This is a genomic window from Salmonirosea aquatica, assembly GCF_009296315.1.
Classification (GTDB): domain Bacteria; phylum Bacteroidota; class Bacteroidia; order Cytophagales; family Spirosomataceae; genus Salmonirosea; species Salmonirosea aquatica.
The window spans coordinates 1,859,989-1,871,836 of the sequence record NZ_WHLY01000002.1; the positions used below are offsets into that span (position 1 = coordinate 1,859,989).

The 11,848-nt window shown below is 49.6% G+C and carries 10 protein-coding genes; 8 read left to right on the top strand and 2 right to left on the bottom strand.

Going from position 1 to position 11,848, the window contains the following annotated elements:
* Positions 1-5: 5 nt before the first annotated feature.
* The 6 genes from GBK04_RS08860 to GBK04_RS08885 all read left to right on the top strand — a co-directional run bounded on the left by GBK04_RS08860 (position 6) and on the right by GBK04_RS08885 (position 7,686).
* Positions 6-305: a circadian clock KaiB family protein gene (locus tag GBK04_RS08860; protein WP_152758742.1), complete on the top strand. Its 300-nt coding sequence runs from the start codon at positions 6-8 to the stop codon at positions 303-305.
* Positions 302-619, top strand: coding sequence for a circadian clock KaiB family protein (locus tag GBK04_RS08865; RefSeq protein WP_152758744.1), 318 nt, complete (start codon positions 302-304; stop codon positions 617-619). The genes GBK04_RS08860 and GBK04_RS08865 overlap by 4 nt, the downstream gene beginning before the upstream one ends.
* Positions 620-624: 5 nt before the next feature.
* Positions 625-1,917: a sensor histidine kinase gene (locus GBK04_RS08870; RefSeq protein WP_152758746.1), complete on the top strand. Its 1,293-nt coding sequence runs from the start codon at positions 625-627 to the stop codon at positions 1,915-1,917.
* A 22-nt stretch (positions 1,918-1,939) separates the two neighbouring features.
* Positions 1,940-2,635, top strand: coding sequence for a YjjG family noncanonical pyrimidine nucleotidase (locus GBK04_RS08875; RefSeq protein WP_152758748.1), 696 nt, complete (start codon positions 1,940-1,942; stop codon positions 2,633-2,635).
* A gap of 208 nt (positions 2,636-2,843) precedes the next feature.
* The gene (locus GBK04_RS08880; RefSeq protein WP_373330842.1) at positions 2,844-4,169 is read left to right on the top strand and encodes an SGNH/GDSL hydrolase family protein; all 1,326 of its coding nucleotides are present in this window, start codon (positions 2,844-2,846) and stop codon (positions 4,167-4,169) included.
* A 100-nt stretch (positions 4,170-4,269) separates the two neighbouring features.
* On the top strand, positions 4,270-7,686 hold the full coding sequence (locus GBK04_RS08885; RefSeq protein ID WP_373330843.1) for a PVC-type heme-binding CxxCH protein: 3,417 nt from the start codon (positions 4,270-4,272) through the stop codon (positions 7,684-7,686).
* Positions 7,687-7,819: 133 nt separating this feature from the next.
* Here GBK04_RS08885 and GBK04_RS08890 read toward each other — a convergent pair whose 3' ends face one another.
* The gene (locus tag GBK04_RS08890) at positions 7,820-8,560 is read right to left on the bottom strand and encodes a response regulator transcription factor (RefSeq protein WP_152758752.1); all 741 of its coding nucleotides are present in this window, start codon (positions 8,558-8,560) and stop codon (positions 7,820-7,822) included.
* 44 nt (positions 8,561-8,604) lie between these two features.
* Positions 8,605-10,350 (bottom strand): sensor histidine kinase, encoded by a 1,746-nt coding sequence (locus GBK04_RS08895; RefSeq protein WP_152758754.1) that lies wholly within the window; start codon positions 10,348-10,350, stop codon positions 8,605-8,607.
* A 298-nt stretch (positions 10,351-10,648) separates the two neighbouring features.
* On the opposite strand from GBK04_RS08895, the gene GBK04_RS08900 reads away from it, so the two are divergent.
* Together GBK04_RS08900 and GBK04_RS08905 are read left to right on the top strand one after the other, a co-directional pair.
* A complete protein-coding gene (locus GBK04_RS08900) occupies positions 10,649-10,996 on the top strand; it encodes a LytR/AlgR family response regulator transcription factor (RefSeq protein WP_152758756.1) in 348 nt (115 codons plus the stop codon).
* A 271-nt stretch (positions 10,997-11,267) separates the two neighbouring features.
* A complete protein-coding gene (locus GBK04_RS08905) occupies positions 11,268-11,633 on the top strand; it encodes a hypothetical protein (protein WP_152758758.1) in 366 nt (121 codons plus the stop codon).
* The last annotated feature ends 215 nt before the right edge of the window (positions 11,634-11,848 follow it).

An 11,848-nucleotide genomic window follows, 5' to 3' on the forward strand; every position in this document is an offset into this window, starting at 1 on the left:
ATAAAATGGAAGACAACAAAGAACTTTGGGAGTTGCGACTCTACATAGCCGGCAAGACTGCCAAGTCTGTGACTGCTCTGAAAAATCTGAAAAAGTACTGCGAACAACACCTGAAAGATCAATATGTGATTGAAGTGATTGACTTGCTGGTGCAACCGCAACTGGCCGAGGGAGATCAGATTCTGGCGATTCCCACATTGGTAAAAAAAGTACCCGAACCTATTCGGAAAATCATTGGCGATCTTTCTAACGAAGAAAAAGTTCTGGTAGGATTGAACATACGCCCTATTAAACAATTGGAATGAGCCACACCCCGGAGATAGCGCTATGCGAAGATGACGACAAAGGGCGTCATTATGTACTACGCTTATTCATCGCGGGGGCTTCGGTCAATTCACGCCACGCTGTTGCTAATCTGAAAGAACTATGTGAGGCACATATTAAAGATCAATATTCACTCGATATCATTGATATCCATCAACAGAAAGAAGTTGCCGAGCAGGAACAAATTATTGCTCTACCGCTACTGATAAAAATCCATCCCCTGCCGGAACGCCGGTTGATCGGGGATATGTCCGACACGGAAAAAGTACTCAAAGGCCTCGGCATAACTCCATAGTCCCGATGAATACTTTCAAGACATACGAACAACTCGTAAAAGAAAACGAAGATTTACGCGAGCAACTCGAGGAAGCCGCGGAGACCATCGATGCGATCCGCACGGGACAAGTGGATGCGATCGTAGTGAAAGGGCCTAACGAGGAACATCAACTTTACACTCTCAAAACAGCTGATCAGAACTACCGGGTTTTTATCGAAAAAATGAACGAAGGCGCCGTGACCCTCAACGAACAGGGGCTCATCGTCTACTGCAATACCATGTTTGCTTCCGTGGTGGGGCTACCTCTTTCCAAAATCATCGGCTTGCATTTTGAATTGCTGATTCCTGCCGACTGCCTTGAAACCTACCGGAACATATTCAAGCGTGGTTGGTCCGAAGATTGCAAAACCGAAATCAGTATACTCAATGGTACCACAAGGGTACCCTGCCAACTTTCGGTTACCACACTGCTGCTGGACGAAGGAAGCGCTTTGAGTGTCATTATTACAGACCTTACTTTCCAGAAGGAAATTCAGCATCTTCTGAAGCAGAATAATCGCAAGCTCGAGATCATCAATGCAGAGCTGGAAACCAGCAACCACGACCTGCAGCAGTTTGCCTCGGTAGCTTCCCATGACTTGCAGGAACCACTGCGCAAGATCCTGATTTTCTCGACCCTGCTGCGGGATAAGCACAAGCACGAGTTCTCGACGGAAAGTGCCACCTACCTGGACAAAATCATTGCTTCGTCGGAACGGATGCGATCGATGATCGTGGATATTCTGGGCTATTCACGGCTTTCCACGAATGTCAGTCCCTTTACACTCACAAATCTGCGGGAAGTAGTCAATGAAGTCATAGAGGATTACGAAATCCTGATTAAAGAGAAAAAGGCTACGATTTTGGTTCAAAACCTACCGGAAATAGAAGCTAACCGGGGGCAGATGAAGCAGGTGTTCCAAAACCTGATCAGCAATTCAATCAAATTCAGTAAGCCTAACAACGCTCCTGTCATCACGATTACGGGTGGGGGTCCAGACCATAACCAGCCTTCACCGGAATCGACACCTCAGACGCCCACGTGCTGCATCACCATTTCGGACAACGGTATCGGCTTCAATGACCAGTACCGGGACAAGATATTTTCTCTTTTTGAAAGGCTCAATACAAAAGACAAATACGAAGGCTCGGGCATTGGCCTAGCCATCACCAAAAAAATCATCGACAAACATAACGGTACCATTCGCGCTACCAGCCAGGAAGGACAAGGCTCTCAGTTTATGATCACTCTGCCCCTGCGGCAAAAAAGCGCGTAAACCCCTTACCTACCTATACTCTTTGAAATACAAGCACCTTTTCTTCGACCTTGACCATACCCTGTGGGATTTTGAACGCAGTTCTGCTGAATCACTGGCGGAGGTATATCATACTTTCCGAATGGCTGAGCTGGGCGTAGCGGATTTGGACAAATTTATCAGTACCTACCTGCGTATCAACTACCAACTCTGGCGGGAATTAGAGCGGGGCGAAATCCCGCACGGTCATATCCGGGAGCATCGGTTTAGATTGGTCATGGAGGAACTCGGCGCGCCGTTGGAAACGGATTTCCGACCGATGGAAGAAACCTACATCAACTTGCTTCCCACCAAATCCTATCTGATGGACGGAGCGCTGGAAGTGTTGAACTACGCCCGCGACAAAGGGTACCTTTTACATATCCTGACGAATGGTTTTGATGTGGTACAAGGAACAAAAATGCAGAGCGCGGGTATTTTCGACTACTTCACCCACCTCATCACCAATGAGAAAGCCCAGTCGCGTAAGCCGGATCGGCGCATTTTTGAGTATGCCATCGCGTGCGCTGGCGCGCGCTGCCACGAGTGCCTGATGATCGGGGACAATTGGGAGGCCGACATTGTAGGTGCCCGGAATTTCGGCATGGATGCCGTGTACTATAACCCAGCAGGTACCCCCTTCGATGAAGCCCCCACTCACGAGATCCGCCACCTGCGGGAGTTAATGGAGATTCTCTAAGGCAGGACGACTCGTCCGCGTTAACCGAGCCGCGCTTCTTTGTATTTACTACGCCACTGTTTTCCTTTAAACTTATGCATTGTAATAAGTGGCGTTATGAGGGCTTCTCAGTCACTCCTCAATTTCTTGCCCAGGCTGGGTCAACAGCATCCGTGGATAGTATAAATACATCCACCCGGCTATACAAAGTCCCAGAATTTCCCCCGAAGTGAAAAAAGTTTTCGATCAGGCCAATATTCCGGGTCTATTGGTCTTTTACCGGTATTCTTCCATTCCTAAAAACCACATGAACAAGAAACCGGCTATCTGGAGATACGGATTCATACTACTCCTGGCTTTGCTGCGTACAGCTTCGTTTGCTCAAGGCCTGGCTACCCCCGTATCCCAAACCTCCGTTGAGCCTTTCACCCTCAAAAATGGTGATCGGGTTGTATTTCTGGGTAATTCACTGATGGAGAATGACCTGCTCTACGGCTACCTCGAACTGGCCCTGACCACCCGCTGGCCTGATCGTACCGTTACATTCCGCAACATCGGCTGGTCGGGCGATACCGTTTTTGGTGATGCCCGCAGCTATTTTACCAATCCTCCTACACCTTACGAATTGCTGATGAAGCAAATCACAGAAGCCCAACCGACGGTGGTTTTCGTTGCCTATGGCGGAATTGAGGCACAGGAAGGCGAAGCGGGCTTGGCTCGCTTCAACGAGGGATTGAACAAATTGCTCGACAAGATCCAGGAGTTAGGGGCAAAGACCGTATTGCTTTCCCCGATTCCGTCGCTCTCTACACATGGCTCTGAAAACACAACCAGGCGAAATGCTGAGCTCGAACGCTACGCTTCGGCTCTGGCCACCACAGCGGCCGAACGAGGTACCTACTTTGTCGATATCTTTAAACCTATTCACGAGCTCCAAAAGAAATTCTCCCTTACCGACAACGACATTCACCTGAACGAAACCGGGTACTTCCATTTGGCTATGGCGCTCGAAAACGGCCTGGGTTTGCCTCCCCGTCAGGAAGTTGCTACCATTGACCTTTCCAAACAAAATGCTGCCTCGTCGGCTACGTTCAAAATCCTGAAAACAGATCCGAAGAACGCTGAACTTACCTTCACCGTAGAAGAAAGGTACCTTCCCCTGCCGCTTCCCACAGAAAAGGGAGCCTCAGTCAATTCAGAACGCGTGCTTCGGATCACTGGATTAAAAAAGGGGTACTATACCTTAGCTGCTGATGACGAGCAGATCGTTACGGCTTCTGCAAAGGAGTGGGCCGACGGCGTCCCCATCCGGCAAGGGCCCTCGTTTGCGCAGGCGAGCCAGCTTCGTACGATGATCGTGAAAAAGAACGAACTGTTTTTCCACCAGTACCGACCACACAACCGGACTTATATCCTGGGGTTCCGCTCCTACGAACAGGGGCGACACGCGGAGGGACTGAAAGAACTCGGCTTGATTGTTACCTGGCTGGAAGGACAGATTTCTCTGCACAGGATGCCCCTGCCGCATACCTATCGGCTTAGTCGATTGAGGTAGAATGCTGTAAATAAGATCAGGTACTTGATAAACTGGATAGTATAGAGTTATGAAAATAGATAGCTTACCAAAACTGCTTTGCAAAATCGGCATTTTGCCCTTGGTCCTACTCCTAACGGCCTCGGTCAATCAGGACGATCGGCGGTTCAATCCCGGCCCCGATCCGGAGGACGAACTGGCCTCCTTCAAAATCCAGGACGGCTTCGAGGTATCACTCTTCGCCGCCGAGCCGATGCTCATCAATCCCGTGCAGATGAACTGGGACGCCGACGGGCGATTGTGGGTGATCAGTAGCACGGCTTATCCGCACGTGAAGACGGGTGAAGAAGCCAACGATAAAATCTACATACTGGAAGACACCGACGGCGATGGCAAAGCGGATAAGTCTACCATCTTCGCCGAGGGCCTGATGACGCCCACGGGAATTCTGCCCGGCGACGGAGGGGTGTACGTAGCTAATTCCACCGAAATCCTGCACTTCATGGATACAGATGGGGATGGTAAGGCCGACAAAAAGCGCCGGATACTGACGGGCTTTGGAGTAGCCGACACCCATCACCTGATCCACACCTTCCGCTGGGGACCCGAAGGCTCGATGTACTTCAACCAAGCCATATACATCTACAGTCACGTTGAAACGCCGTCCGGCATCAAGCGGCTGGAAGGGGGCGGCGCATGGCGGCTGCGGCCCGAAAGCCTGGAACTCGACGTGTACGCCCGGGGGCTTATCAATCCCTGGGGTTTGCAGTTCAACCGCTGGGGACAGTCATTCATGACCGACGGTGCTGGCGGCGAAGGCATCAACTACGCCTTTCCGGGAGCTACCTTCGTCACCGCACCGGGAGCTGAGCGAATCATCCGGGGGCTGAATCCCGGTCAGCCCAAGCACAGTGGGATCGAAGTAGTTTCCGGACGACATTTGCCGGACTCGTGGCAGGGTACCCTGCTTACCAACGATTTCCGAGCCAACCGCATCAACCGCTTTCAACTCACTGAGCAGGGTAGCGGCTATGCTTCGCAGCAGGTCGAGGATTTACTCTGGACCGATGACGTAGCGTTTCGTCCGGTGGATATCAACGTTGGACCGGACGGTGCGATCTATGTGGCGGACTGGTACAACCCCATCATCCAGCACGGCGAGGTCGATTTCTACGATCCGCGTCGAGATCACGAACACGGACGTATCTGGCGGATCACGGCCAAGGGGCGACCTTTGGTCAGGAAACCAAATTTGACAAAAGCTAGTACCCTTGAACTCTTGGATGCCCTCAAGGTACCCGAAGAATGGACACGCACCCAGGCCAAGCAGACGTTGAAATTACGCGGAGCCGACGAAGTAGTACCCGCTCTAAAAAAATGGATTATCAATCTTGATAAAAGCGATCCCGACTACGAGCACCAGCTGCTGGAAGCATTATGGCTGCACCAAACGCTAAATATCGTGAACGAGCCGCTCTTTTTGCAGCTCGCCAGCGCCAAGAGTCCCCACGCACGAGCCGCCGCCCTGCGGACATTGCAATTGTGGTCTGATAAAATCAGTAATCTCCCTGCGCTCCTGGAAAAAGCCGTGCAAGACCCGCATCCCCAAGTAAGGTTGGAAGCGGTGATTGCACTGCGAACACTGAACACCGCCGAAGCCGCGCGTACCGCATTGGCCGTGCTGGAACAACCCATGGACGAATTTCTGGATTTCGCCCTCTGGCAGACAACCCGTGACCTGGAGCCGCTCTGGACTAAGCGGCTAAAAACCGAACCGGAGTTTTTCGGTACTCCCTTAAAAACTACCTATGCCCTGAAATCGGTCAGCAATCGCGATGCGGTAGCGCAGTTGGTACAGCTTTACCAGAAAGATCAGGTACCTGAACAGTACCAAAAGGACGTTCTCAATTCCCTGGCGCGCTACGGTACCTCGGCAGACCTAGGCATTCTTCTTGACCAGACCATCAAGAGCAAGAGCGTCCAACGTACCAGCGATCAACTCACTGCGCTGGAAGCAGCCTCCAGCCAGCGAAATATGAAGCCGGCGGGCGATCTGAACCGGATCGTTACATTCATCGAAAGCTCTGACCCGACCGTAGCCGCCAGCGCAATCCGGTTGCTAGGCCGCTGGAAACTCGATGGAATAAATGATCAGCTACTTGGTATTGCCAAAGGAAAGGACCAAATCAGGCAACAGGCCGCTCTGGACGCGCTGGCCATGCAGGATAAAAATGTCGCTGAAAAGATTTTTGTCGAGTTGGCATCAGCCCCAAACCAGGTCGACCTTCGCCTCTTGGCTACTGCCCGACTGGTACCTCTCAATGCATCCGAGGCGGCACGACGTGGGGCAGACCTACTACGGACATTACCTGAGGAGGCGGACGCTACGCCGCTGTATGCCTCTTTTCTGAGTAACAAGCAAGCCATGCGAGCCCTGGGTGAGGAAATTTTGAACAATAAAGTACCCCCTGCCCAGGCACTGGCCGGAAGACAACTGGTGCAGAGTCGGGTACCTTCCAACCGACAAAACGACGACGAGGTAAAACTACTTAAGCGGGCTCTGGAAGCCTCCGGTGGTAAGCTCCCCCCGGAACGAATGCCACAGCAACTCACCGACCTGGAAATCATTGCCGTAGCGCGCCAGATCAAGCAATCGTCCGACCCCGAAGCGGGTGAACGGATCTACCGAAAATCAAGTTGCTTTACCTGCCACGCCATTGGCGGGGCGGGGGGATTGATCGGCCCGGATTTGAGTAGCTTGGGTACCAGTTCGCCCGTCGAGACCATCATTCGCTCCATTCTTTATCCCACAGCTTCCATCAAAGAAGGCTACGAATTGCAGCGCTTTGCCAAAAAAGACGGCACCGAGGCCATGGGGTACCTGGTCAGCAACGGCAACACCGAGATCGTCATGCGCGATGTGACGGGCCTGGAAGTGTCCATACCCAAAAGCCAGATTGAGGGCATCGAGAAGGTCCCTGGCTCGCTCATGCCCGCCGGGTTGACGGCCAGTCTGGAAAAAGAGGAATTTGATAATCTGGTTGGTTTTCTTTCTAAACTCGGGCAGTCGGGTGATTTTCGGGTACCTAACGAACGCTTCGTGCGCCGTTGGGAAACCGCTTCCCCGCAAGCCGATCTTGCGAAAAAAATCAGTAGCGAGGGGTTGACCTATTTCACAAAATCCAATGTACCCTTTCAGCCCATTTACAGCAAAGTGTCTGGCGAGTTGCCCTTGGACGAATTATCCATTATTGAGGTGTCGCCCGGCAAAAGGTACAGCATCGTCCGGTTCGAAGTGGAGGTACTGACTCCCGGAAAGTTAACCCTGGCACTTAACGCCACTGCTGGTATTACGGCCTGGGCCGACCAAAAACCTATTCCCCTGACTGATGAGGGCTTGGCAGCAGAACTTCCGAAGGGCATTCACACAATCACACTAGGCATTGACCGTAAACTTTTCAAAGAATCGTCCGTGAAAGTAGAGTTGCGCGAGGGAAAAGGGAGTTCGGCGCAGACGCGGCTCCGCATGGGGCGGTAGAGAGTATTCGCTTTTGAAGAACTCGCCGAGCTGTTCAGGTCAGCAAAGCCTTATGATTTCCAGGATTTAATCGCCGCAGGAGATATAAGTCCAGGCCTCTTGAATTTCGAAAGTTTGGGCTTTTTATCGATCACTACGGTGTCTTGACCACGGCCAACTTCCGCAGTAAATCGCGGTGTTTGGATTCGGGAAAAAGGATTGGTGTCGATGTGGAAGTTACGAAAAGACGGTTCCTTTCTACCCGCTCCACGAAATCGAGATTGACCATCAGCGAGCGCGAAACGCGGTAGAACTGGTTGTCCGGAAAATACTGGTCGAGATGCCCCAGATTCATCGAAAATACAATCTTTTCGGTACTGGCCCCTTTTCGAAGGTGTACCTCTACATAAGACCCACTCGCTGACATGTACACCACGTCTTTTTTCATAATTCTGATATGACTCCTACCCTGATCGGTCGGAAGAAACAGACTTTCAGCGGCATAGGAATCCGGCTGAATACCCCGGTTGAGATAGGCCAATTCTAACTGAATAGCGAGTTCGTTGCTGCGGAAAGGCTTGAACATGAAGGCGGCAGGCTGCGTTTTCCGGGCTGCTTCCATGTAAGGCTTTTCGGTACTTGAAGTGAGGTAAACGATAGGAAGCGAGTAGGCATTGAGCACTTCTTCCACGATTTCGATCCCATTATGCGTCGAACCTTCCAGCCGGATGTCCACCAAAACCAAATCAGGGATCTGCCGTTTCAGGGCTCGCTTGACTTCCTGCGTGTTGCTGGCGATGGTCGTAACGAAGCGGCCTTCGCTTTCCAGACTTTCCTGCATATCGGCAGCTTCGATCAGGTCATCTTCGATGATGAGAACTTTGAGCGGGATCATGGTTGAATGGTGAGTTATGAGGGACTTAAAAAAGGGGCAGGGTGCTAAACTTCGAAGTGCATTTGGAACATGGTACCTTCGGTGGTGTCGAAGCTGGATTTACCTCTTAGTTGCTTTACCTGCAAATCGATGATCTTCATGCCTAGTGACTGCCTTCCGCCTCTGACTGGCGAGGGCGGTTTGAATCCGCCGCCATTATCGGCCAGCAGTAGGTGTAAGGTACCCTCTTGCATCCACATCCTGACCGTCAGTTCGGGGTCAGCATGGTCGGCAAAGGCGTACTTGCAGGCATTGGTAGTGAGTTCGTTGACGATTAGCCCTACGGGCAAGGCGTAGTCGAGCGGGAGCTCGATCGTCTCCGGGATCTCGTAGTGTGGAACAATAGGAGAGCAACCAAAAGACGTCAAAGCCATGTCGACTAGTTCTTGTATGAAATCCACCGCTTTGATGGGCGTCAACCGATCGTTTTCGTAGAGTTTTTTCTGCAAGGCCGCCATCACCTTCAGGCGCGACTGAGTGTCTTCCAAAGCCGCAATAGCCGATTCGTCGCTCAGGCGGTTGGCCTGTAATTGCAGGAGGCCCGATACGACCTGTAGATTATTCTTGACGCGGTGGTTCTGCTCCTGCACCAACTGCGCGTTCTGGCGACTCATGCGGGCCTTCTGGCGGAAGAGCCGGTAATATACGGCAATGCCGCCCACCGCCAGTAGCAGCAGCGCCGATACCGCGAACAACAGCCATCGCTGCGTTTGGATGTTCTCGTTTTTGAGAGCTAATTCTTTGCGCTGGCTTGCGAGTTGCGTTTCCTTCTTCTCATTTTCAAACTCTATCCCAAGTCGAGTTACAGCACCCTCGTGATCAGCGACATAATCCCGTTTTTCCAGCTCATGCAGCTTTTTTGTATGCTCCAAAGCCGCCTTCCAATTCCCAACGGCTTCGTAGTACCTTGCATAGGTACTTTCAATTCCAAGTGATATGACCCGGCTGTCAGGATAAAGCGTATTGTACTTTTTTTTTGCCCGCTGCAAAATTTCGTAGGATTCCTCAGATTGGTCAAAGGCAAGATAGGCATCAGATAAATTCAGTAAACGAGCTACTTGCTCGTACGGTTTTCCAAGCTCAATACTGATATCCAGCGCTTCTTTAAGGTAGGCAATTGCCCTCCTATCACTCTTTTTGAGCATTTCCCACCCTAATCTAGTATCTAAACCCATGATATCAGCTGATTTCCCTATTCGACGAGCTATGGGTTCATACTTGTTAAGATACTTCAACAAGCTGTCAGAATTGGCCTCAGAAGCATCAGTTGTCAGTATTTTATCCTTTGGTATGTGATTGTAATCAGTATACAATGTAACCATTTGACCATAAGCTAACTTTAATAATTCATCATTTTTATTCTGCTCAGCGATTCTTAGCCCAAGCCGTGCATGCCGTAATGCTTCCGCTTTGTGAAGTTGAATCTTCTCAGCAGTGGATAGGCGGCAATACAGTCTGACAATGGCAAACAAATTACCCTGTGCTTCCTGAATGCGCAACGATTGCAAATAGTGGCGCTTTGCCACTAGGAAGTTACCGGATGCTTCGTAGATTTTTCCGTAGAGGTAATGGTATTCGGCCAGCAGGTTGCTGTCTTTCCTCACCTTGGCATGGCGACCTACCTGATCCGCCCACTCGACCTTATCGGGTTGCAGAGGCAGGTAATCGGGCTCCTGAGCCGCACTTTGCTTCGTAACCAAGACAGCTAGGCCTATTCCCAGCAGGAACTTTAAGGACGCGGATAAGCGCATGATTAGGAATGAGTTGGGTTAAGTCAGCCCTCCAAACGTAGGGAAAAATAAGCTCGGTTCAAAAGAAAAGTTATCAAACGAAGGTAAACCTACTTCCGCTGAGGTGCCCTGATGGCCTTCGGAAAGGCATTGCCGTATTTCAGAAAGGGATTGCCGGGATTGGGAAAGTGGCGGTTTTTTGTGTGGGGAGGATTGGTGTTTTTTAGGGGATAAAGAATTGATTCTATTGAAACACTCCCATATATCCAATTAATAACTATAAGGCCTATACGCTCGAATACCTCTACACCTCCACCATATGAATTGTCCACGCATTTCCCAGGAATCTAGCATCCACATTGGAGGCTATACCAAAGTGTCTCCCGCTGAGATCGTCTTCTGCGAAGGCGACCGAAACTACACCCATGTTCATTTCGCACGGCGGCCTATGTTGACACTTTCTATCACCATGCGCATACTGCATGAGCGCCTCGGGGAAGCGAATTTCCTGCGAGTCAGCCGCTCAGCTTTGGTGAATAAGGGGGCTGTAATTCAATTCAACGAGGATAATGTAATACTCTGTAATGGCTTTGTTCTACCCATCGCGCGGCGAAGGCGGAGCTACGTGCGGAGGTTGTTGCGTGAAGAAGGGAAAACCGATTTCTGAGAATCAATCATTTGACACTGGTTAACCGGGATTCTATCAATGACTATGAAGAGCATGAAGTCACGCTGCGCAATGGTCTAGTGCTGCCAATCCTCGCGGAGGAGGCGGGAGTATGTACGGGAGTCGTTGGGGGTGGAGGGGTGGAATAGGGGCATTATTCGATAGTTGTATGGTTTGGTGTTCTCGAATTTAATAAAATAACAGGATTAGATTATCAAATAAAGAAGATTTACAAAATCAACTAAACAATCAATGACGATGAGGAAATCAATTGTTTACAACAATAAATTTTCTGTTTGTAAGATACAACAGTTGCTTAGCTCAGAAAATATTCCCTGATACAAAGTGCCCTGATTTTGATGGAAATATGCAAAGTAATCAAGAGATATTTTCAAGAAAAGAGTTAACTCTTCTAATTGGAACCCAGCCATGGATAGGATCTGGGGTAGTTCAAATGAACAGTATTCAGGATTCTATAAATTCCTGGCAGCTAAAATATAATCTACAAGTAGGTGTGTATTTATCGACAACAAATAAAATACTTGATAAAAATGATTACAATTCAAGATTTGACTTAAATGGAAAGTATTTAAAAAATAAAGCATCCAACTTGATTAATGAAATTACCGATACATGAAAAAAACTAAGAATAGAAGGGTTAATAAATTAAAATACTCGGACAATAAAGTTGAAGAATTACTTATTGTTTATAATTCTTTTCCAGTTACATTGATAATTGAAAATAACAGTAAAATTATTTTTAGAGAAAAATCTGCTACTCCAATTGACAAGATAAGTAATCTATTTATGAAATGTTTCAAAATAATGAATTGCAATATATCATATCAAATT

Coding starts and splice junctions, on each gene's coding strand:
- GBK04_RS08860 (WP_152758742.1), top strand. CDS start 6: ATGGAAGACAACAAAGAACTTTGGGAGTTGCGACTCTACATAGCCGGC.
- GBK04_RS08865 (WP_152758744.1), top strand. CDS start 302: ATGAGCCACACCCCGGAGATAGCGCTATGCGAAGATGACGACAAAGGG.
- GBK04_RS08870 (WP_152758746.1), top strand. CDS start 625: ATGAATACTTTCAAGACATACGAACAACTCGTAAAAGAAAACGAAGAT.
- GBK04_RS08890 (WP_152758752.1), bottom strand. CDS start 8,560: ATGATCCCGCTCAAAGTTCTCATCATCGAAGATGACCTGATCGAAGCT.
- GBK04_RS08895 (WP_152758754.1), bottom strand. CDS start 10,350: ATGCGCTTATCCGCGTCCTTAAAGTTCCTGCTGGGAATAGGCCTAGCT.
- GBK04_RS08900 (WP_152758756.1), top strand. CDS start 10,649: ATGAATTGTCCACGCATTTCCCAGGAATCTAGCATCCACATTGGAGGC.